Origin of the sequence: Arthrobacter sp. Leaf234 (assembly GCF_001422665.1) — a bacterium.
Classification (GTDB): Bacteria; Actinomycetota; Actinomycetes; order Actinomycetales; family Micrococcaceae; genus Arthrobacter_D.
On the sequence record NZ_LMLU01000001.1, the window covers coordinates 623,933 to 644,773 of the forward strand.

19 protein-coding genes are annotated in these 20,841 nt (G+C 67.0%); 8 read left to right on the plus strand and 11 right to left on the minus strand.

What is annotated here, in order from left to right; all coding sequences use genetic code 11:
- Positions 1 to 13: 13 nt before the first annotated feature.
- Positions 14 to 757: an Asp/Glu racemase gene (locus ASF21_RS02900; protein WP_414826613.1), complete on the minus strand. Its 744-nt coding sequence runs from the start codon at positions 755 to 757 to the stop codon at positions 14 to 16.
- Between the two features lie 243 nt (positions 758 to 1,000).
- On the opposite strand from ASF21_RS02900, the gene ASF21_RS02905 reads away from it, so the two are divergent.
- Positions 1,001 to 1,789, plus strand: coding sequence for an IclR family transcriptional regulator (locus ASF21_RS02905; RefSeq protein WP_162237502.1), 789 nt, complete (start codon positions 1,001 to 1,003; stop codon positions 1,787 to 1,789).
- A gap of 265 nt (positions 1,790 to 2,054) precedes the next feature.
- Here ASF21_RS02905 and ASF21_RS02910 read toward each other — a convergent pair whose 3' ends face one another.
- From ASF21_RS02910 to ASF21_RS02920, 3 genes are all read right to left on the minus strand, one after another.
- Positions 2,055 to 2,288 carry a hypothetical protein gene (locus tag ASF21_RS02910; RefSeq protein WP_055766540.1) on the minus strand — a complete coding sequence of 78 codons (234 nt, stop codon included), beginning with the start codon at positions 2,286 to 2,288 and terminating at the stop codon, positions 2,055 to 2,057.
- A 783-nt stretch (positions 2,289 to 3,071) separates the two neighbouring features.
- Positions 3,072 to 3,476, minus strand: coding sequence for a hypothetical protein (locus ASF21_RS02915; protein WP_055766543.1), 405 nt, complete (start codon positions 3,474 to 3,476; stop codon positions 3,072 to 3,074).
- A 353-nt stretch (positions 3,477 to 3,829) separates the two neighbouring features.
- Positions 3,830 to 4,639 carry a helix-turn-helix transcriptional regulator gene (locus tag ASF21_RS02920; protein ID WP_055766546.1) on the minus strand — a complete coding sequence of 270 codons (810 nt, stop codon included), beginning with the start codon at positions 4,637 to 4,639 and terminating at the stop codon, positions 3,830 to 3,832.
- Between the two features lie 181 nt (positions 4,640 to 4,820).
- Between ASF21_RS02920 and ASF21_RS02925 the strand changes: the two genes are divergently transcribed.
- From ASF21_RS02925 to ASF21_RS02930, 3 genes are read left to right on the plus strand one after another with little or no spacing between them, the layout of a single operon-like run.
- Entirely contained in the window at positions 4,821 to 5,462 is a 642-nt protein-coding gene (locus ASF21_RS02925; RefSeq protein WP_157365707.1) for a hypothetical protein, read from the plus strand.
- A gap of 47 nt (positions 5,463 to 5,509) precedes the next feature.
- Positions 5,510 to 5,842 carry a hypothetical protein gene (locus ASF21_RS16690; RefSeq protein WP_157365708.1) on the plus strand — a complete coding sequence of 111 codons (333 nt, stop codon included), beginning with the start codon at positions 5,510 to 5,512 and terminating at the stop codon, positions 5,840 to 5,842.
- 55 nt (positions 5,843 to 5,897) lie between these two features.
- On the plus strand, positions 5,898 to 6,215 hold the full coding sequence (locus ASF21_RS02930) for a hypothetical protein (RefSeq protein WP_055766552.1): 318 nt from the start codon (positions 5,898 to 5,900) through the stop codon (positions 6,213 to 6,215).
- A 146-nt stretch (positions 6,216 to 6,361) separates the two neighbouring features.
- Here ASF21_RS02930 and ASF21_RS02935 read toward each other — a convergent pair whose 3' ends face one another.
- The 4 genes from ASF21_RS02935 to ASF21_RS02950 all read right to left on the minus strand — a co-directional run bounded on the left by ASF21_RS02935 (position 6,362) and on the right by ASF21_RS02950 (position 10,737).
- A complete protein-coding gene (locus ASF21_RS02935; protein WP_055766555.1) occupies positions 6,362 to 7,417 on the minus strand; it encodes a LacI family DNA-binding transcriptional regulator in 1,056 nt (351 codons plus the stop codon).
- Between the two features lie 19 nt (positions 7,418 to 7,436).
- Positions 7,437 to 8,327 carry a carbohydrate ABC transporter permease gene (locus ASF21_RS02940; RefSeq protein ID WP_082471190.1) on the minus strand — a complete coding sequence of 297 codons (891 nt, stop codon included), beginning with the start codon at positions 8,325 to 8,327 and terminating at the stop codon, positions 7,437 to 7,439.
- 1 nt (position 8,328) lies between these two features.
- Positions 8,329 to 9,198, minus strand: coding sequence for a carbohydrate ABC transporter permease (locus ASF21_RS02945; protein WP_055769007.1), 870 nt, complete (start codon positions 9,196 to 9,198; stop codon positions 8,329 to 8,331).
- Between the two features lie 237 nt (positions 9,199 to 9,435).
- Positions 9,436 to 10,737, minus strand: coding sequence for an ABC transporter substrate-binding protein (locus tag ASF21_RS02950; protein ID WP_055766558.1), 1,302 nt, complete (start codon positions 10,735 to 10,737; stop codon positions 9,436 to 9,438).
- A 178-nt stretch (positions 10,738 to 10,915) separates the two neighbouring features.
- On the opposite strand from ASF21_RS02950, the gene ASF21_RS02955 reads away from it, so the two are divergent.
- The gene (locus ASF21_RS02955; protein WP_055766561.1) at positions 10,916 to 12,988 is read left to right on the plus strand and encodes a beta-galactosidase; all 2,073 of its coding nucleotides are present in this window, start codon (positions 10,916 to 10,918) and stop codon (positions 12,986 to 12,988) included.
- A 315-nt stretch (positions 12,989 to 13,303) separates the two neighbouring features.
- Positions 13,304 to 14,695, plus strand: a complete 1,392-nt coding sequence (locus ASF21_RS02965; protein WP_055766568.1) for an arabinogalactan endo-beta-1,4-galactanase — start codon at positions 13,304 to 13,306, stop codon at positions 14,693 to 14,695.
- A 190-nt stretch (positions 14,696 to 14,885) separates the two neighbouring features.
- Here the strand turns inward: ASF21_RS02965 and ASF21_RS02970 are convergent, their stop codons facing one another.
- Positions 14,886 to 16,499, minus strand: coding sequence for a peptide chain release factor 3 (locus tag ASF21_RS02970; RefSeq protein WP_055766570.1), 1,614 nt, complete (start codon positions 16,497 to 16,499; stop codon positions 14,886 to 14,888).
- A gap of 128 nt (positions 16,500 to 16,627) precedes the next feature.
- Between ASF21_RS02970 and ASF21_RS02975 the strand changes: the two genes are divergently transcribed.
- Positions 16,628 to 17,884, plus strand: coding sequence for a GAF domain-containing sensor histidine kinase (locus ASF21_RS02975; RefSeq protein ID WP_055766573.1), 1,257 nt, complete (start codon positions 16,628 to 16,630; stop codon positions 17,882 to 17,884).
- Positions 17,885 to 17,893: 9 nt separating this feature from the next.
- Here the strand turns inward: ASF21_RS02975 and ASF21_RS02980 are convergent, their stop codons facing one another.
- Positions 17,894 to 18,808, minus strand: a complete 915-nt coding sequence (locus tag ASF21_RS02980; RefSeq protein ID WP_055766577.1) for an NmrA family NAD(P)-binding protein — start codon at positions 18,806 to 18,808, stop codon at positions 17,894 to 17,896.
- Entirely contained in the window at positions 18,805 to 19,428 is a 624-nt protein-coding gene (locus ASF21_RS02985) for a MarR family winged helix-turn-helix transcriptional regulator (protein WP_055766580.1), read from the minus strand. Before ASF21_RS02985 ends, ASF21_RS02980 begins: the two co-directional genes overlap by 4 nt.
- A gap of 105 nt (positions 19,429 to 19,533) precedes the next feature.
- Between ASF21_RS02985 and ASF21_RS02990 the strand changes: the two genes are divergently transcribed.
- Complete coding sequence (locus ASF21_RS02990) at positions 19,534 to 20,769, plus strand: epoxide hydrolase family protein (protein ID WP_082471191.1); 1,236 nt, start codon at positions 19,534 to 19,536, stop codon at positions 20,767 to 20,769.
- Positions 20,770 to 20,841: the final 72 nt, after the last annotated feature.

Here is a 20,841-nt window from a genome sequence, read left to right on the forward strand (position 1 = left end):
GACATGGGAACGCCTAGACCGTCGAAGAGGCAATGATGAGGCTTCCCGCGAGCAGGCGGCCAGCGCCGGCGATGGCCGGTTCATGTCCCAGAGCCTTGAGGATCTCGTACGTGGTCGCCGTCGCTGCGGTGATCACCGGCAAACCGAGCTCGTCCTCGACAGCCTGGACGGCGGGAAGGGAGGGCATCTGGACACAGGCGGACAGGACGATCGCGTCGGCGCCCTCGCGCTTGAGCTGACGCGCGATGTCAGGCAGGTTCTCGGGGTCGAGAGCGCCTACGGCGAGGTTGTCGTCGACCTCGAGGCTCGTAGCGTCGAGGACGGTGATCCCCGAGCCCTGGATGTAGTCGACGACCATCCCGGTGAGGGGCTTCATGTAGGGCGTGATCATGGCAACCTTCGTGGCGCCGATCTCCTGCAGAGTCCGAACGAGGGCGCCGGCACTGCTGGTCACCGGAGCCGGGTGGCCGTTTCCCGCCGCTGCATCGCCGATCACCCGCTCGGATTCCAGGTGCGCCTCGGGACCCTGCGCCATGACTGCCACCAGACAGGCGTAGGCGATGACGTCGACGTCGGCGTCCGACACCGCTTCGGCGCACCCAGCAGCCTTACCGACCATGGCGAGCAGTTCTTCGCGGTTGACGTTCTTCATCCCGGCCCGAGCCGAATGGAAGGTGTACCTGTGGCCCGTGGCCTCCGATTGACGACGGAACAGTTCTGGGAGTTCCGTCTCCATCGTGGTGTTCGAACTCGGCACGATCAGGCCTACGCGGGATGACCCCGGACGCTTCGGCTCGGTTTCGGTCTCCGCTGTGACGTGCGAAATGCTCATGATCTACTCCACCTCGTTGTGATGTGTGCAACCCACGATGTGGGCGTACAACCCATACTGTGGGTCTCAACATGCTGTGTCAACCATCACGCATCAGCCGGACGGAAGGGCGCGCTCCGGCGGAAGGTACAGTTAGGCGCGCCGATTCAGCAGATCCAAAGGAGTGTGGTGGTGATTCAGAAACCGCAGGGAGCGTCGCCGCTTCTCGTCCTCGGCAAGGTCACGACCATCCTTGACTGTTTCTCGATCGAGCGACCCGAACCGACACTCCAGGAGATCATTCGAGCGACGAGACTTCCTTCGAGTACGTGCCAGCGTCTGGTGCAGAGCATGGTGCATGAGGGTTTCCTCGACCGTGAAGGAGACCGCTACCGCATCGGCATCGGCCTCGTGCGCTGGGCGACGCCGGGTACGGTCGGTCTGGACATCGTGCGCTTGATCAAGCCGGTTCTCCAGGAACTCCGTGATCAGACCGGGGAAACTGCTTCCCTGTACATCCGCGACGGCGCGTACCGAACGATCGTTGCAGTGGCCGAGACGAGGCACGTCGTGATGCGGCCCTTTATGGTCGGTATGGTGATGCCCCTCCACGCGGGGGCTCCGGGAAAGATCTTTCTTGCCTACGATGACGAAGCGTGGGACGAGCTGGGTGACGGGAGCGCCCATCAACTGGAACGCTTCACTGCATCCACTCCTGAAAGCCTCGACCGGCTGAGGGCGCAGGCCGACGAGGGCCGCGCTCAGGGCTATTTTGCTGCTTTCGGCGAACGCCACGAAGACGTCGGGTCGATCAGCGCTCCCGTGTTCGACCACTCCGGACGCTTGGTAGCAGCGCTCGGTCTCGGTTTCCCGACACAACGGATCGGCGATGAGGATGTCCCCCGCCTGGGACCCGTTGTGGCTCAGGCTGCGGCGAGCGCGAGCAGTCGACTCGGACACTCCCCTCCTGCAACCTGACACCGACCAGTCAGAGGAGCCAGTGCTCCGTGACAGCGCACTCGGAAATGCGCTGGGTGCCACTGGTCCGGACCCTACGACACCGTGGGCCGACGGCGCCGCTGCTGCTTCCGGCCGGGTGGACCAGGCGACCCGGGGGGCTCTCGATCAAGGTCACCTCTCGGAGCTGCCCATCCAGCAGGGGTCATCGGCCGATAGATCGCCGCACGCTGGCGCCGACATCATCGGGAAGCTGCTGGCTCCTTCGTGAAGCACGAACTCCGCATCATGTGGTGTCGCTGGGCCGGGGACGGCTCGAGCGCGGGCGAGCGGCTGTCGTGGTGGACCGTCCTGCCGGCAGGGGTCTCAGGATGACGATGAGCAGGGTCGCGATCACGCCCAGGGGGAGGGAGATCACGAACCAGGCCGGGCGGGAGCGGTTGTTGCGTCCGGCCAGGTAGGCGTTCAGTGCGGCCCAGACGATGGTCGAGATGACATGGATGGTCCAGTAGTTGTCCATGCGCCCTTCCTTTCCGAGCCGTTCTACGGAGCAGTGTGGCGGCTTGGGCCGGGAGTAGTTGTGCGGATGACCCTGGCGCGATGCACGACCAGGGCACACATCAGTGTCGATGATCGCTCTGGACGTTGTCGATGAACGGCAAGGTCGACGTGCAGGGCTTGTGCCCGGTCGGGAAGGCTGGGCAGCATCGGTGAGATCGGGGGCAGGACATCAGCGGCCGGCGCGAGGAGTGGTCGAGCCAACGTGGGGACCGTGGTCTGGTTCATGATCGCCGGCGTCTGGCTGTGGGCGGCGATCGCCGGTGACGGAATCGCCGGGCGCTGTTCTTCCTCACCATCAGTGCCGTCTGCTTGCGCCTGGCAGCAGCTGCACGGTGCGACGCGATGACCCTCGACCGGATCCGGGGAGCGCGCCACGACGAGAACCGCCCGCACTAGCATCTCCCTCGCGGATCACCCCGGGTCGAATGAAGGTGGTGGTCGATCGCTTCGAGATCCGCGACAGCTGCACACAGAAGGACCTGACGGGTCCCGGGAGAAGTGCGGACGGATGTCTGTCGGGATACCGGTGCAGCCGCTCCCAAGATCGTCAGGAGGTTGTCCACGAGAGTATCCCGGACGAGTTCGAGATCGGCCTGCGAGGTCATGGTCGTGTTTCCTTCGAACGTCAATCGCTGTCGACCGTCAGATCCGGCGGTGGGGACGGCCGGGGCACTGGGGGGTCGACCGCCGTCGCCTCCGGCGTCCCGGACGCTGAGGGCGGAAGCCGGCTTGCCGTCGGTGGTCAGTCCGGGAGATAGGGCCGGTAGGGGTCCAGCGTTCCGTCGACGACGGGCACCAGCAGGTCCACGGATCCGTCGGCAGTGGTTGCCATCAGCGTCGTCCGGGCGCCTGGCGCATCACCGGAGGTCCGGAGCAGCGTCTCCGTCGTGTCGAGCGCGATACTTCCCTGCCCAGCGACGGTGAGACGTGTTTCCTCGTCATCGTCGCTGATCGTCAACTCGATCGGCCGGCTGGTGGTGTTCTCGAAGGTTCCGAGGATCCTCGCAGGCGCGCCCTCGGCGTCGGTCACGAGAAGGACGCTGCGCAGGTCGAGCGCTCCGATGCTCTTGTCGTCTCCGACAGCGGTGGAGTTCCAGTTGTCCTCGCCCCCGGTCGCACAGGACGAGACAGTGATGGCGATTGCCATGCCACCTGCCAGTACGAGGGCTCGGGGAGACCGAGCATGCCGTCGTACGCTGCGGCTTCGTCGTCGGCGTTGCTGTTGTCGTCGCTCGTGCGCGGGAAGTCGCATGGTCCAGTCCTCTGCGGTGTCGGTGATCGGGCAATCCCTTCGACCGTAGGCCGCATCGTCGAGTGGTGACACCGCCTGGACAGCACTGCAACCAACCCTTCACCACTTTCCGGGCGAACACTCAGCCGGCGAGGAGCAGCTGCCCAGTTCCGTTCAGCGGGACTCGCGGTCGTCGACCTCGTCGGCGTAGGCGGACCTGGTCTTCGGTGGTTCGGACCGACCGCCGGCGTGGCGGAGGGTGCCCCAGCTCAGTCTTCGGCGGTGCTACCGCCATCGAGCGGCTCGGACGAAGGGTCGTGGAAGCGCGTCCTGGTGAGAGCGGGACGCGGCCGGATCACGCCCTTCAGGAGCGCAGCAGTCGCGAGGCTCGCTCTGTTGCGGACCTTCCACTCACGCATCACGCGGCCGAGATGCCATTTCACCGCCTGCGTACTGTAGTCCGTTTTCTGTGCGATCTCCTCGTTCGATCGGCCCTGGGCAGCCAGGAGCACCATGTCGAGATCCGGTTGTTCGAGCTGACCAGGAACCGGTATCACAGCAAGGACCTCATCAGCTCCGATAGCGACCGGACTGCTCCGAGCCGCAGGCACGCTCACTCTCTTCGGAGCGCTCTCGGGGCTGTTCCCGTCACGACAGCTCCCGGTGTCCGATGGTCGTTCCACACCCTTGGCCCAGCTCGCGGCCCAGCATGCTGCCAATTCCGTCGCCACGAGGGACGCTCGCCCCAGAAGGGTAGCCATCCGAGCGGCCGGGATCAGCGAATGACGGCTCTGGAGGAAGGCGGTGAACACGCGCAGTGCAGGAATCCCGCCGTGGAGAACGGTGCGGAGCGGGACGTCGGCCGTCAGCATGGTCCTCGCCGATTGCCGGACTGCCTCGACGCTGGTGGAAGCCAGCGGGTCTCCCGTGTCGAGACATCGAAGCACATCCGGCAGGATCGCGGGAACGATCTCCCGATACCGCTCGGACAGCCATACGCCCTCCGCTGTCGCGGCGAAGACGTCGGTGCGGGTGAGGGCCTCGACGAGTTCCTCACAGTGATCACTGAGCTGATCCATCGCGTTGCTGCCTACCTCTACGTAGCTGGTGCCCCATCCCGAGTCTAGGGTCACCGATGCACGATTAGCCGAACGTCCAACGATTCACCGCCGGCCTTCACTCCGACCGCGGATCGGAGCAGGGTGGAACCACTGCCGACGAAGGCAGCCACGAAGAATCGGCCAAGGGGAGTTGTAGATCATGACCACTCGAATGACGAAGATCGGCGCACGAACCGGCATCATCGCCACCGCCGCAGCACTGAGCCTGGCGACGATCGCCCCGGCGTCCCCCGCATCAGCTGAGGAACCGCCCACCATCCAGCAGCTCCAGGAAGACTGCGACGGCTCAGGCTGGAATCATGGTGGGACCGGATGGACGATGTTCCTCGACGGGTGCACCTTCGAGGAGGAGAGCAGCAACACCTACAAGGACTGGAAAGCCGTGGGTGAGACCGTCACGAACTGCACTTCCGACCGCGGCGTGATCGATCAGGCTCTGACCGGCAGTGAATCGTGGTCCTCCGGGGGGTCGATCGGTGGATCTGCCAGTGCGGTCAAGAGTTTCTTCACCGGCGGTCTGTCCGGCGAATACAACTGGAACCACACGATCACGGAGACCAATGCCTCGACGATCCACGTCGAACCCGGCCGTAAGGCGACATTGACCGCGGGCGCCGAGATCCACGAGAAGAAGGGCCGCATCCGCGTCAACTATTCCTCACAGCTCGCCGGCCACTACGTCTGGTACATCAATGACGTCACCATCAGCACACCCACCGGCTACACCGAGACGGGTCAGGAGAACAAGGGCTGCGACGAAACCCTGCTCAATGGTCGATAGACCCCTGCACCCGCCACATCGCAAGCACCGGATGAAGGAGGACAACCATGTTCAGAAGATCCTCAGCAATCATCGTGGCCCTCGGCATCGGAGTCGGAACGGTTGGAGCAGTCGCTGCAGCACCACCGGCAGAGGCTGCGGGCATCGGACACTGCACCTCACTCGGGCTTCATGACGAGGCCTGGGGAGCGCCGAACAAGTACGTCACGGGCAGTTGCACTCCACCAAATCCCGGACCTGGGGCTCAGCTCAAGCTCATCGTCGACTGTCATATCGGCGACTCACGGAACGTCTACGTCACCCTCAACAGCGGCATGTCCTTCACAGCAGCCCACGGGTGCTTCGGCGGCGCCAGCAGCGTGACCTACAGCCCCACCTGACCCGGCCGCGCCGGAGTCACACTCCACGGCTCGCCTCACCGACGAAGGGATCACCATGGCCACCGGAAAGAGAATCGCCGCAACCGCTGGAGCTGCTGCTCTCGCCGCAACAGCACTCCTAGGATCAGCCCCGGCCGCGCAGGCCGGCGTCGGAGGATGCTCCTCCCTCGCCGCTGACGGCCAGTTCATCGTCGGGTCCTGCACTGCCGACAACCCGGGTCCCGGCGCCACGATCACTGTCGTCTACTCCTGCTTCGGCCTCCGCCCCGGATCGCAACTCGAACGCGAGATCACCGTCGGCTACGGCGCATCCTTCAAGGAGAAGACGGGATGCATCACCTGGGTCACCGACGTGCACCGAGTGCACCGCTGAGGACCTGCACGGACAGAAAGGAAGGCGGTGCCGTCCGTGCCTCCAGGGACGGGCGTCACCGGCCTTCGCACGTTGTCCTCGGCGTGTCACGGCGACGTCCGCACAGACCACCGCACGCTCACACACCGCCCGGCGTCCGGAACAGATCAGGTACCCACGGTGAGCCCGGCCGAGGATGGCTTGGTCGAGGCCCTCTCGACAAGGTGCGTCGGCAGGATCATGGCCGCTGGGTCATCCCCTCGGATCACACCCAGCAGGATTCTCACCATCTCGTGGCTGATTCTGAGGAACGGCTGTCGCATCGTCGTCAACTGCGGCTCAGTCGACGCTGCCACCGGCGAGTCGTCGAAACCCGCTACCGCGACGTCCTCGGGAACTCGCTTGCCAGCAGCTCGCAGGACATCGAGCGCACCCGCGGCCATCAGGTCATTTGCGGCGAACACGGCGTCGAGGTCCGGTGCCTGATCGAGGAGTTGCCGCATGGCCCGGCGCCCGCTGTCTCTGCTGTAGTCACCCGCCGCCGTAAGATTCTCGTCGAAGTCCGAGCCCATCTGCTCGCGGTAGCCGCGTAGTCTGCCGACCCCTCCGGAGGTGTCCATCGGGCCGGTGATCGTCGCGATGCCTGTGCGCCCGAGGCCACGGAGATAGGCGACCATGTCGCGGGCACCGGTCGCGTCGTCGGCGGCCACGTAGCCGATCTTGCCCTCGAATCCGAGCGGGATGCCGCACGCAATCATCGGTACGCCTGACCGGTGGATCTCACCCACGATCGACTGACCGCGCGCGTGGGAGGACACCAGGAGCACTCCGTCGACGTGGCCGGCGGTGATGAAGTCGCGAGCCCGTCGTTGTTCGTCCTTGGTGCCCGCCATGATGAGGACGAGGGAGACATCGTGTTCACCGAGGGCTTCGGACGCACCACGCATGAGTATCGAGAAGTTGGGGTCCTCGAACAACCGTTCCTGGGTTTCGCTCAGAAGGAATGCCACGGTGTTGGCTTTGCTGGTGGCGAGGCTGCGGGCGTGCGGGTTGATCCGGTACCCGGTCTTCTTGATGGCGATCTCGACGGCTGTGAGTGCGTCCGGGCTGACCCAGTGACCACCATTGAGAACCCGTGACACCGTTCCACGGGAGACTCCCGCAGCTTTCGCGACGTCGTCGATGGTGGGCCTCTTCGAGCCCCGGATGCTGGTCACCGACATAGCGTATCCCTGAAGCTTCCTAGGCCTTGACGGCGCCGGCTGCGAGGTCGACGCGCCAGAAACGCTGCAGCAGGAGGAACATCAGAATCAGCGGCAGGACGGACAGCAGCGCCCCCGTCACCACGAGTGTGTACAGCGCGGGCGCCGATGCCCCCTGGTTCAGGAGCCCGTTCAGGCCCACCGTGATGGGGAACAGCTTGTCGTCGCCGAGCATGATGTACGGGAGCATGAAGTTGTTCCAGATGGCGACGAACTGGAACAGGAAGATGGTCACGAGACCGGGGAGCATCATCGGCATCGCGATGCGCGTGAAGATCCCCATTTCGCTGGACCCGTCGGTCCGTGCGGCCTCGATGACATCCGTGGGCACAGCCGCAGCCGCGTAGATGCGGGCCAGATAGATGCCGTACGGGCTGATGATCTGGGGAAGGAAGACTGCCCAGTACGTGTTGGTCAGTCCGAGCTGCGCCATGAGGAAGTACTGGGGGATCGCGAGGATGACGCCGGGTACCAAGACCCCCATCAGCAGGATGTTGAACACTGCTCCCTTGCCCGGGAAGGCGAATTTGGCGAGGACGTAGCCGGACAGGGCGGAGACGAACGTCGATGCGATCGCGCCCGCACCGGCATAGAGCGCCGTATTCGCCATCCACCGCCAGAAGAGTCCGTCGCGGTAGCTACTCAGTTCGGTGATGTTCGTGAGCAGATGGGTGCTGGGCGCGAAGGTGAACGTGGAGAAGAGCTCCGAACCGTTCTTGGTGGAGGCCATGACGACCCACAGCACCGGCAGGAGGCAGTAGAGCGCTCCGAGGAGCAGCAGCACCGTCGCGACGGGACTGGCTTTCTCGTGGCCGTGGACACTGTCGCGGCGTGGTCGCAGTGAGGGGGTGAGTGTGGACGGTGCAGCCATGTCAGTCTTCCTGTCCGAAGGCGCGCTTTTGGACCACGCGGAGGAATACGAAGGAGATGAGGAGGGTAGCTGCGGCTATGACGATCGAGCTTGCCGCCGCGGAGTAGATGTCGTCCCGGGTGAATGCGTCCCGGTACACCTTCATCAACGGTGTCCAGCTGGTGGAGAGGGTGTTCGTCAGCGGTCGGAGCGTCGTGGGCTCGGCGAAGACCTGGAGGGTCGCAACGATGGAGAACAGGCCCGTCATGATCAGCGAGGGCATCACGATGGGAATCTTGATCCGGAGTGCGATCTGCATCTCCGAGGCGCCGTCGAGCCGTGCCGCCTCGTAGATGTCGTTCGGCACGGCCTTGAGGGAGGTGTAGATGACAATCATGTTGAAGCCCACGCCTCCCCAGAGGGCGATGTTGGCGATGCCGAACATGATGAGCCCGGAGGAGAGAATCTGCGGCATGTCGAATCCGAGCCGCTCCGTCACGTAGTAGAACGGGCTGACCGAGGGCAGGTACAGGAAGCCCCACAGCAGGGAACTGATGACCGCGGGGACGGCATAGGGCAGGAAGATCGATACGCGGGTGAAGGTGGTGGCTCTGGACCGGCGTGAGTCGAGAAGCAGGGCGAACAGCAGCGCCAGTCCCAGCATGCTCGGGATCAGGATGACGCCGTAGGTAAGTACTCGGCCGACGCTGGCACCGAATTCTGGGTCGCTCAGCGCTGCAGCGTAGTTGTCGAAGCCGGCGAATACCTGCTTGCGCGCGCCCGAGCCGAGACCGAGGCCCGAGACTTCGATGCGCTGGAAGCTCAGGTACAGCGTGTAGAAGATGGGGGCTGCCATGAACACCGCGAACAGGAGGATGCCAGGAGCAAGCATCAGGTACGGTGTCAGCACGCGCGATCGAAAGCGGTTCGAGCGACGGCGCTCGGGTACCGCCGCCACGGTCTTGGCCGGGTTTCCGGGCCGGAGTGGATCACCTGTGACCGTGTTCCCTGCGGAGCCGGCACCGGTGGATCCTGTTGTTGCTGGTTGAGCACTCACGATGTTCCCCTTCGAACGGTGGTGCCGCCGCCTGCGGTGGGGCGGACGGCGGCACCGGTGGTACGGGTGCTTCTACTTGACGTTGAAACCGTTGTCCTCGAGGTCGGTCACGGTGATCTCCTGCATCGCCTTGAGGGCGTCGACGAAGGCGGCCTCCGTCTTCGCATCGGCGGCCTTGGCGAATTCGTCGTTGTAGGCGCTGAAGGCAACGTTGACGTTCGGTCCGTAGGTGAACGGGTTGACCGTCTGGGCCACGTCGGCTGCGACGTCGTAGAAGTCGGGCTGATTGCTGAAGAAATCCGGAGCCGTAGTGAGCGCCGACTCGGCTTCCTCCGTAGCGGCGGGGTAGACGTTGGAGACGTCGGCGAGAGCCTGGACTGCCTCGGGGTCGGTGTTCAGCCATGTCGCGAATTCCGTTGCCGCTTCGGCGTGCTCACTCTGCGAGGTGACTGCCGTGGAGGATCCGCCCCAGTTGCCGGTGGCTTCCTCGCCTTCCCACTGCGGCATCGGTGCGACCTTCCACAGTCCGGCGGTGTCTGCTGCGTTGCCGGAGAGGACTCCGGGAGCCCAGATCGCACTGAGCCAGCCGACCTGGCTGCCGTCGTTGAGACCTGCGTTCCACTCCGGTGTGTACATCGGCTTGTTGTCGATAGCACCCTCCTCGACGAGTCCGCCCCAGTAGGAGGCGACCTTCTCGGTGGCTTCGCTGTCGATGTCGACGCCCCAGGAGTCGCCGTCGATGCTCCACCAGGAGGTGCCGGCCTGCTGGGCCATACCCGCGAACCAGCCGGCATCGTTCGCCGAGAACGTGCCGAGGTAGCGCTTGGGGTCCGAGGCATGGACTGCGCGGGCGACGTCAGCGTATTCCTCCCAGGTGGTAGGAACCTCCAGTCCGAGTTCCTTGAAGATGTCCTCGCGGTAGTAGAACATCATGGGCCCGGAGTCCTGCGGTACGGCGTAGAGCGCGTCACCGCCGAGGGTCACCGAATCCCAGACGCCCTCGGGGAACTTCTCCTGCAGGCCGCCCGCACCCTCGGAGATGTCGGCAAGAGCATCCGAGGCCACGAGGGTGGGGATCTTCTGGTATTCCGCCTGAATGAGATCCGGGGCGCCGCTGCCGGCATTGATCGCGGTGAGGAGCTTGGTGATCGCCGGGTCACCACCGTCCTGCTTGCTGACGGTGACCTTGATCTCCGGGTTCTCCTCGTTCCAGAGATCGACGACTTTCTCGATGTTCGGGGCCCAGGCCCAGAAGCTGAGTTCCACGGGCCCGTCGGCAGCGGGTTGGTCCGCGGCCGGGCTCGAGCATCCTGCTGTCAGCAGGGCAGTTGCAGCGACGGTGGCCATAGCACCGACGCGAAGAAATGAACGCATTTCGTCCTCCTTGTCGAAAGCAATCCAGTACGCCTGATGACAGATGGGGCGCCAGACTGTGAGCGGTTCCAGTAGCGCACAGGGTCTGGGAGCGTGTCAAGAACTGAACTGCTGCACTATCGCAATGTGAGAAAGCCGTGCTAGAACTGGGAGCGCACACAGTCGAAGGGGATTTTTCATGTCGCTTGACCAGTCCGAGGCCACCGGCGCCGCTGTCACCACCACAGCCGTACCGGCCACCAGCACGGCTCCCGCCACCCGGTCCTGGCCCGGCGGCACGCAGAAGCTTCGGTACGGCGGTGACTACAACCCGGAGCAGTGGCCGCGTGACACATGGCTCGAGGACATCGCGCTGATGCAGCAGACCGGTATCAACCTGGTCAGCATCGGCATCTTCTCCTGGGCCCTGCTGGAACCGCGCGACGGCGAATTCGACTTCACCTTCCTCGACGACATCATGGACCTGCTCGCCTCGGCAGGCATCGACGTCGACCTCGGTACCCCGACCGCGGCCCCGCCCGCCTGGTTCTGGAAGAAGTACCCGCAGGCGCGCCCCGTGACCCGAGAAGGGGTGCAGCTCGGCCACGGGTCGAGGGGCATGGCCTCACCCAGCTCCCCCGACTACCGCCGCCACGCGGCACGTATCACCGGCGAATTGGCCCGACGGTACGCCGGCCACCCGGCGCTGCGCCTGTGGCACGTGCACAACGAGTACGGGGCACCCATCAGCGAGTGCTACTCCGACGCATCCGTCGTGGCCTTCCGTGAATGGCTCGGACACCGCTACGGCTCGCTGGATGCGGTGAATGACGCATGGGGCACCACCTTCTGGGGCCAACGGTACGGCTCCTGGGAGGAGATCGACGCGCCCCGGCTGAGCGCAACCGTAGTCAACCCGGCCCAGCGCCTGGACTTCAAGCGCTTCACCTCCGACTCCCTGCTGGAGTGCTACGTGCTCGAGCGTGACACGATCCGGGAGTACACCCCGGACCTGCCCGTCACGACGAACTTCATGGCCACCAGTTGCCCCTCGCTGGACTACTGGTCCTGGGCACGGGAGGTCGATGTCGTCGCCAATGACCACTACCTCACCGCCGAACGGACGGACAATCACGTACTTCTCGCGCTGGATGCGGATTTCACGCGCTCACTGGCCGGAGGGAAGCCCTGGATGCTCATGGAGCACTCCACGTCAGCGGTGAACTGGCAGCCACGTAACATCGCCAAGCGGCCAGGGGAGATGACGCGCAACAGCCTCGGTCACGTCGCCCGTGGCGCCGATGCCGTCATGTTCTTCCAGTTCCGGGCGTCGCGCTCCGGTGCCGAGAAGTTCCACTCGGCGATGGTCCCGCATCAGGGCACCGACTCCAGGATCTTCCGGGAGGTGACCGAGCTCGGGCACCTCCTCGGCCGTTCAAGTGCCGTCCGTGGCTCCACGGTCGATGCACGAGTGGCGATCCTGTGGGACCAGCAGTCCTTCTGGGCGCAGGACCTCGAGTGGCGCCCCTCCGAGGATCTGGATCACCGCGAACGCATCGAGGCCTGGTATACCGCGCTGTGGCAGCGCAACGTGACGGTCGACTTCGCCCACCCCGAGCAGGACCTCGGGCACTACGACCTCGTGCTCGCTCCGGCCCTCTACGCGGTTTCTGCCGCCGCCCGCGAGAACCTCGAAGCCTACGTCGCCGAGGGCGGCAACTTCGTCGTCTCGTTCTTCTCGGGCATCGTCGATGACCACGACGCCGTACCCGCAGGTGGGCATCCAGGCCAACTACGGGCCGTACTCGGCCTGACGGTCGCCGAATGGCTGCCCCTGCGTCGCCACGAGACCGTGACCCTCGACGACGGCTCGAGCGCGGACATCTGGGCAGAGGACATCGAGCTGCACGGCGCCCGAACCCGCACCAGCTACACCTCGGGGCCCGCGGAAGGTCAAGCCGCCATCACCGTGAACACCTTCGGCAAGGGCACCGCCTGGTACGTCTCTACCCGCCCCACGTCCGGCACCCTCGACGCACTGCTCGGTGAGGCCCTCGCTGCAACCGGTATCCCCGACGGACCATCGACGCCCGGGGTCGAGACGGTCACCCGCACAGGCGACGGAGTCACGTTCACCTTCGTGCTCAACCACACCGACGTCGACGCCCCACTGCCTGTCGGCGGCAGTGATCTCGTCAGCGGCAGGACCGTCAGCGCGGGGGAACTCCTCGCGGCGGGCGCGTGCGCCGTCATCGAGAAGCAGGAGAAGTAACCGCACCACCAGCGCTCCCCTCTTCAGGGGAACCACGTCAAGGAGGACGCATGAGTCAGCACACCCGTCAGCACACCCGTCAGCGCACGTCGAAGCACATCGGCCGGCAGTCGACCGCGGTCGTCGCCGCAACACTGCTCGCAGGCCTCGCCCTGCCCGCCGCCGCGGCCACAGCCGCCCGCCGGGCCGGTCGCCGGCAATGGAAGCATCACCAACTTCGGGTTCGAGGCCGGGCTGAGTGGCTGGAAGACCACGGGCAACCCCGCCTCCACCACCATCGAGCGGGACGCCGAGGGTGCACACCTCGTCCAGCGGTTGTCCGGAGACGGCGCCGTCACCGCCCGCCAGAAGACCGGCACCCTCGCTGAGGGCTGGTGGACGGTCTCAGCGCGGGTGAAGTCCGAGGGTACCGTGAAGGCCTCGCGGATCGGTTTGCGGAACTGCGGGACCGACGGCGAGACAGTCATCCCATCCACCGCCCAGGACGGTGCCTGGCTCACCATCGCCGCGGACGCCTACGTCACCAAGGGCTCGTGCGAGGTGATCATCGAAACGCGGGGCGCTGCCGGGGACTGGGTGGTCGTGGACGACGTCACCGTGACGCCGGGGTCCGTGTCCCGGACCGTCCGTGGCGCCGACCTGTCGAACCTGGTCAAGAACGAGGACAACGGCGCCCTGTACTACGACGCCGCAGGCCAGCCTGTGGATGCCGTCCAGGCGTTCGCCGACTCCGGGGCAACCATGGTCCGGCTCAAGGTCTGGGTGGACCCCGCTGACGGGTACAACACCACCGAGAAGGTCGTGGCAACCGCCCGGCGCGCGAAGGCCGCCGGAATGGACGTGCTCGTGGACTTCCACTACAGCGACCGGTGGACCGACCCGGGTGCCCAGGGCATGCCGGCAGCATGGTCCGGTCTCACTCCGGAGGCCGTGGCAGATGCGGTGTACCAGCACACGCACGAGGTACTGACCGCGCTGAAGGACGCCGGCGTGACAGCGGACGCCGTCCAGGTCGGCAATGAAATCAACCCGGGCATGCTCTGGCCGCTCGGCCAGACCTGGGATGTCATCCCCGGCGATGGCGTCGAGGGGGCACAGTGGGACAATCTCGCGCTGTTCCTCTCAGCCGGCTCCCGCGCCGTGAAGGACGTCAGTGCCGACACCGACGTCATCCTGCACCTGACCAACATCAACAACGGCATCGGCGGCCTCACGTGGTGGTTCGACGAGATCACCGCCCGCGGAGTGCAGTTCGACACCATCGGCCTGTCCTACTACGGCTACTGGCACGGTTCCATGGCTGACCTTCAGAACGCGATCACGACGCTGTCCGCCCGATACGACCGCGACGTCCTCGTCGTGGAGAACTCCTACCCCTTCACCCTTGCCGATCATCCCGTCGATCCCTGGGAGAACGTGATAGATCTCGAATCCGAACTGGTTCCGGGATATCCGGCGACCCCCGAAGGACAAGCAGCGAACTTTCGCGCGGTGCAGGACGTCGTCGCCTCGGCACCCGGTGGTCGCGGTATCGGGGTGGTCAGCTGGGAACCGGCCTGGACGGCCGTTGAAGGCAACGGCTGGGACCCCGCCGACCCGGCAAGCGGGAATGCCTGGGAGAACCAGGCGATGTTCGACTTCCGGGGTCACGCGCTTCCTGCCCTCGCCGAATACGCAGCCGACCCGCAGCCCCGCCGTACTAGGTAGCCACCAAGCGGCCGGTTCCGGTGCCCCCACTCGCTCAGGGGGGGGGGGCACCGGAGCCCTGCTGAGTCCACACCCCGCGGGCTGCGCGAACGGGCGCTGACGCAGTGGTGAATGACGCCGAGGGCCTGTTCCGGAAGGCCGCCGTCGGTCCGGCCGACCTTCCGCCCGGACCTTCGATCACCCCGCGCAGCTACAGGTCGGCGGACGCGCCGATCGGCTCGAGGACGACATCAGGGTAGTCCTTCGTGAAGTGGCCCACCTTCCACTTGTCCCCGAACACGGCGACCTTCTCGCCGTCGGACCGGGACAGGATCTCGCCGCCGCGGAAGGTCTCGGGGACGCCCTGGCTCTCGGGGGTCACGCGCATGGCGAGGGTGTAGGAAAGGTTGTCGAGCGAGGTGGGGGCGTTGAACTCGGTACCGAGGCGCTGGGCAGCGACCTCGAACTGCAGCGCCCCGACAGCGGCGAGCACCGGTGCCTGGTCACCGCGGAGGTCGGAGCGCAGCACCTGGACCACGCCCTCGTGCTCGAGCTGCTCGATCCCGCGACGGAACTGCTTGTACCGCCCCGGATCCTTGGCGCGCGCCACGGCGAACAGCTCGGGGGAGAAGCGGGGGATGTCCGGGAACTGCACGGGCTCCTCGGCGAAGAGGCTGTCACCGACGCGGAGGCTCGTCGCATTCACCAGCCCGACGACGTCGCCTGGCCAGGCCGTGTCCACGACCTCGCGGCTGCGGCCGAGGACGCGGTGCGCGTACTTGGTGGCGAAGGGTTTGCCGGTGCGCTGGTTGGTGATGACCATGCCGCGCTCGAAGGTGCCCGAGCAGATGCGCAGGTAGGCGATGTGGTCGCGGTGGGCGCTGTCCTGGCCGGCCTGCACCTTGAAGACGAAGCCGGACATCGGTGCGTCGATGGGGCGCGGCTCGTCGTCGCGGGAGGGGCGGGGCGTCGGGGAGGGCGCGACGTCCACGAGGATGTCGAGCAGCTGCGACACCCCGAAGTTCTTGGCCGCCGCGGCGAAGAGGACAGGCGTCTGGCGGGCCGCCTCGAACTCCTCGCGGTCGAACGAGCCGTTGGAGGACTCGACGAGTCCGGATTCCTCCCGCGCTTCGAGCCAGGGTCCGGCGTCACGCGGATCGAGGGCGTCGATGTCGATGTCCGTCTCCTCGGCCGCCTGCGCACCGGCCTCGACCGCCTCGAGGGCGATGGCCCGCTCGGCGCGGAGATCCAGCAGTCCCTGGAAGTGGCCCGCGATGCCGGCCGGCCACGTGAGCGGCACGGGTGTCATCCCGGTGCGCTCGCCGACGTCGTCGATCAGGCCCAGGGCGTCCAGGCCCGGCCGGTCCCACTTGTTGATGACCGTGATGATCGGGATGTTCCGTGCCTTGCAGACAGCCAGCAGCTTCACGGTCTGCGGCTCGAAGCCCTTCGCGGCGTCGATCAGCATGACGGCGGAGTCCACGGCGGCGAGGACCCGGTAGGTGTCCTCCGAGAAGTCCGCGTGCCCAGGGGTGTCCACCACGTTGAGGATGGTGTCGCGGTAGGTCAGCTGGAGGGCGGCGGAGCTGATGGAGATCCCGCGCTCCTGTTCGATGCCCATCCAGTCGGACACCGTGGCATGGCGGCTGGACTTCCCGTGCGTCACGCCGGCGTCCTGGATGGCGCGGGCCAGCAGGGCGAGGGCCTCGGTCAGCGTCGACTTGCCGGCGTCGGGGTGCGAGATGACGGCGAAGGTACGACGGCGTCCGGCCTCACGGCGGACGGCATCGGCGTCGAGGACGGGGGATTCGGTAAGCAGGGCCACGCTTCCATTGTCCCCGATCGCGCGGTGCGGCCCGTCGGGGTGCTGCCGGTGTTCGCTGTGCGCGTGGGTACCGGGGACTACCCTTGGAGGCAGATCATGGCGTGCGGCTACCGAGAGGACGTGATCGCATGACCGATCAGGTATCGGAACGACGTCCGGCCAGGGGGTCGGTCCATGCCAATCTGCTCGCGCAGTACGGACTCGGCGTGGCCCTCGGCGAGGTATTGCCGGTCGGGTCCATGCCCCAGCCCGCCGCACCTTCGGGCGCACCCGCCGCCCTTCAGAACCTCGTGTCTCTCGCGGTCCAGCTCTGCAATGCCCAGTACGGCGCGATCAATATCATCACGGAGGACGAGTTCCACCAGATCGCCGCCCTCGGCCTCGAGCCGCTCATGTGCGCACGGGAGGACTCGCTGTGCGGGCAGGTGTTCAGGTACGGGCACACCGTGGTCGTCGCGGACTGCACCGAGGATGCCCGCTTCCGCGCCAACCCCTTCGTCGACGGACGCTTCGGGGCCGTGCGTTTCTATGCGACGACGCCGCTGCTCACCACGGAGGGTGTCCCGCTGGGAACGCTCTGCATCTTCGACGAACATCCGGGCGAACTCACGGAGCAGCAGGCCGCAGGACTCGAGACGCTCGCGGCCCAGGTGGTCGACGTCCTCGACCTGCAGCTCCGGACGCGCCAGCTCGACGCCACCGTCTCGGAACTCCGCCGCAGCAACGAGCTGCTGGGCGAGTTCGCCGGGCGCATCAGCCATGACCTGCGCGGCCCGCTGACCAACGTCGTGGGGCTGGCCGAGCTCGCCGAGGACGAGCCGGCACTGCAGGAGGGGACCGCCGGCACCTACTTCAAGCGCATCGGCGCGAGCGCGCTCCGCATGTCCGCGATGGTGGAGAACCTCCTCGGCTACTCCCGGGTGGGGGGCGCCACGCGGAGGGACCCCGTGTCCCTCGCCGAGGTCGTGTCCGCGGCCGTCGACGACCTCGGGCACCATGTCGACGGCGTGCGCGTCACCGTGGACGACTTCACCGGCCATGCGGACCGCCAGCAGCTCCGGGTGCTGATCCAGAACCTGGTGGCGAATGCCGTCGCGTACGCGCGGCCCGGATTGCCGCCGAGCGTGCACATCACCGGCTCCGGCAGCCCCGCGTTCTGGCGTCTCGACGTCGCCGACAACGGGAAGGGCATCCCGGAGGAGGACTACGACCGCGTGCTCGAGCCCCTCGTCCGGCTGGAGCGCGAGGGTGATCCGGCGGGTACGGGGATCGGCCTGGCGACCTGCGTGCGGATCGCGCAGGCCCACGACGGACACCTGGCGTTCGACCGGACGCCCGGCGGCGGGCTCACGGTGCGGGTCTGGTTCGGCTCCGGGCCGGGCTGAGCAGCCCGGTCAGCCTGCGGCGTCGACCTGCAGGTGCTTCGCCAGGACATCGCGCACGGATGTCCAGTCCTGCTGCCCGTAGCGGTGGTTCGCCACATGCTGCAGTTCCGCCTCGCCGCTGAACATGCTGACGAAGTACTGCATGCCCTGCCACGCCGGGAAGGTCGCCTCCTCGTCCCTGGACAGGCGGCGACCGATCCGTGCGGCACCGGAGAGCATCGCCGTGGTGCCGGCCCACTGCGTGCCGAACGGCGTGCCGGTGAGCTCGCCCATCATCCGGGCGATGCTGCGCGCCGTGACCCGGTCCCCCGCGACCTCGACGACGCGGGGTGCGGCGTCGTCGAGCGCCACGTGCGCAACGGTGCGGGCGACGTCGTCCTTGGTCGTGAAATCGAGCACCTGGTCCGGCGAGGACCAGTAGAGCACCTTCTTCCGCGCGAAGAGGATCATCGGCGCCTGGCCGGTGAGCATGTCCGCGAAGGCACCGTTCAGCACAGCGGTGGCGCGCACCGGTGCGGCGTCCAGGTCGGCGGCGAACTCGCGGCGCAGTTCGAAGTTCCGGTTGGTGCCCGGGCTGACGCGACGGTAGTCGGCCGAGTAGTCGGACGGGATGAAGCGTGGGACTCCGGCCTCGACGGCCGCGGCGAGCAGCGCCCGCTGGGCATCGAGGATCACGGCCCGTGCGCCGCTCACCGCGGAGACGACGACATCGGCACCCGAGAGCGCGGCGACCAGGGCCGCGTGGTCCGCGTAGGCGGCCACCCTGATCTCGACGCGGTCCTGCTCGCCGTACAGGGACTGTGCGGTGCCGCTGCCCGGGCGGGTCAGCACGTGGACGACGGCGTCGGGCCGGGCGGTGAGCAGTTCGCGGACGATCCGGCGGCCGAGGTCGCCGGTGGCGCCGGCGACGAGGAGGGTGGTCATGGTGAGGTGCTCTTCTCTGTGGGGGCGGTTGCTCGGGCACCGGCGGGACGCCCGCGGGCCGAGAGGTGGGGTGCGGCGGCGGGTTGGCCTGCGCCTGGGACGGGCCCGAGGCAGGACTCGACGGCACCGGCATCGAGGGCGACGCGGGCCAGGAGGCGGCGCAGCTGCGTCTGTTCCTCGCTGCCGAGGGCTCGCAGGAGGGTTCCCTCCACGGCGCGGAGCGCAGCTCGGGCCGAGGTGAGGACCGCCCGGCCCTGATCCGTGGGGAGGACCCGGCGGATGCGGCGGTCCCGCGGGTCGGGTCGGCGCTCGACCAGCGACGCCTCCTCCAGCGCGTCGATGACATAGGTCATCGCGGTCTTGTCGATGCCGAGGCGCTGCGCGAGGACGAGCTGCGAGGCCGGGTCCTCGGTGGTGATGGCCACGAGGACCTGGTACCCGCGCGGCCCGCCGGGCACGTCGGCGACCGCACCCGTGGCGATGCGCGAGAAGCCCTGCGACATCGCCTGCACCGACCAGCCCAGCTCGGTCTCGATGCCCCCCGCATCCCAGTCGATGTCGCCGCCGCGCGGCGGGGCGGAGGGCTCGGGAGGCGAATCAGGGAAGGGTGAAGCGGTCATACCGTCAATCGTAGCAATGAAAGATGATCTTCACGCGAGACGATCTGTGGATAGGATGATCTGACACCCGCCGGTCGGAGACCCGACCACCATCAGAAGGACCTCATGCCCGACGCACAGCCCTCCTCGACGACGGAACACCCGACCGCAGCCCTCAGGCGCGATGACCATCCCGCCGTCACGCCGTTCATCCTCGACATCCCGGAGGCGGACCTCGACGATCTCCGGCGGCGCATCCTGGCCACGCGCTGGCCGGACCGCGAGACGGTGCCGGACACGACGCAGGGGCCACGGCTGGAGAAGCTCCAGGCCCTGGCGGACCACTGGGCATCCGCCTACGACTGGCGCCGGACCGAGGGGGAGCTCAATGCCTGGGGCCAGTTCACCACCAGCATCGACGGCCTCGACATCCACTTCGTGCACGTCCGCTCCGGCATCCCCGGCGCCCGCGCCCTTCTGCTGACCCACGGCTGGCCCGGGTCCGTCCTGGAGTTCCGGCACGCCGTCGGGCCCCTGACGGATCCCGAAGCCCATGGCGGCGACGCAGCGGACGCCTTCGACGTCATCATCCCGAGCCTGCCCGGCTTCGGCTTCTCGGGCCGGCCCACCGGAGCCGGCTGGGACGCACGGCGAACGGCAAGGGCCTGGGCCGTGCTGATGGAGCGGCTCGGCTACGCCCGCTGGTTCGCGCAGGGCGGTGACCTCGGGGCGTCCGTCACGACCGAACTCGCCGCTCTGGAGCAGTCCGAGGGCATCGGCCTGGCCGGCATCCACCTGAACATGGCGCTCTTCATGCCGTCCGAGGAGGAGATGCGGGCGGCGTCGGAAGAGGAGCAGGCGATGTTGCAGGAGGGCGGGTACTACTGGCAGACCCTCTCCGCCTACTCGCAGCAGATGGCTACACGGCCCCAGACGATCGGCTATCCGCTCGCCGACTCGCCCGTCGGCCTGGCGGCCTGGATCTATGCGATGTTCCAGGACGTGGGCGGTGCGCACGGACGGCACGGGGATGCGGAGGCGATCTTCACCCTCGACGAGATGCTCGACGACATCATGCTCTACTGGCTCCCGAACACCGCGGCGTCGGCAGCGCGCTTCTACTGGGAGTCCGGCAGGAACGGCTGGGCGACTCCTGGGACGCTCGAGGACCCGCTGACCCTGCCCGTGGGACTGAGCATCATGCCGGGCGAGTACGTCCGCCGGTCCCGGCGCTGGGCCGAGCGGCGGTACACGAACCTCGTGCACTTCTCCGAGGTGGCGGACGGCGGCCACTTCGCCGTGCTCGAGCAGCCGGAGCTGCTCGTCGACGACATCCGCGCGACGTTCCGTTCGCTGCGCTGATCGACCGGTGCCGCCGGGCTGCGATGCTGCGGCGCCGGGCGCCCCGGGAGGAAGTGCCGGACCCGGTGACGC

Coding starts and splice junctions, on each gene's coding strand:
- ASF21_RS02930 (WP_055766552.1), top strand. CDS start 5,898: ATGGCCACCGGAAAGAGAATCGCCGCAACCGCTGGAGCTGCTGCTCTC.
- ASF21_RS02910 (WP_055766540.1), bottom strand. CDS start 2,288: ATGGACAACTACTGGACCATCCATGTCATCTCGACCATCGTCTGGGCC.
- ASF21_RS02920 (WP_055766546.1), bottom strand. CDS start 4,639: ATGGATCAGCTCAGTGATCACTGTGAGGAACTCGTCGAGGCCCTCACC.
- ASF21_RS02990 (WP_082471191.1), top strand. CDS start 19,534: ATGCCCGACGCACAGCCCTCCTCGACGACGGAACACCCGACCGCAGCC.
- ASF21_RS16690 (WP_157365708.1), top strand. CDS start 5,510: ATGTTCAGAAGATCCTCAGCAATCATCGTGGCCCTCGGCATCGGAGTC.
- ASF21_RS02935 (WP_055766555.1), bottom strand. CDS start 7,417: ATGTCGGTGACCAGCATCCGGGGCTCGAAGAGGCCCACCATCGACGAC.
- ASF21_RS02955 (WP_055766561.1), top strand. CDS start 10,916: ATGTCGCTTGACCAGTCCGAGGCCACCGGCGCCGCTGTCACCACCACA.
- ASF21_RS02975 (WP_055766573.1), top strand. CDS start 16,628: ATGACCGATCAGGTATCGGAACGACGTCCGGCCAGGGGGTCGGTCCAT.
- ASF21_RS02950 (WP_055766558.1), bottom strand. CDS start 10,737: ATGCGTTCATTTCTTCGCGTCGGTGCTATGGCCACCGTCGCTGCAACT.
- ASF21_RS02980 (WP_055766577.1), bottom strand. CDS start 18,808: ATGACCACCCTCCTCGTCGCCGGCGCCACCGGCGACCTCGGCCGCCGG.
- ASF21_RS02945 (WP_055769007.1), bottom strand. CDS start 9,198: ATGCTTGCTCCTGGCATCCTCCTGTTCGCGGTGTTCATGGCAGCCCCC.
- ASF21_RS02985 (WP_055766580.1), bottom strand. CDS start 19,428: ATGACCGCTTCACCCTTCCCTGATTCGCCTCCCGAGCCCTCCGCCCCG.
- ASF21_RS02915 (WP_055766543.1), bottom strand. CDS start 3,476: ATGGCAATCGCCATCACTGTCTCGTCCTGTGCGACCGGGGGCGAGGAC.
- ASF21_RS02940 (WP_082471190.1), bottom strand. CDS start 8,327: ATGGCTGCACCGTCCACACTCACCCCCTCACTGCGACCACGCCGCGAC.
- ASF21_RS02925 (WP_157365707.1), top strand. CDS start 4,821: ATGACCACTCGAATGACGAAGATCGGCGCACGAACCGGCATCATCGCC.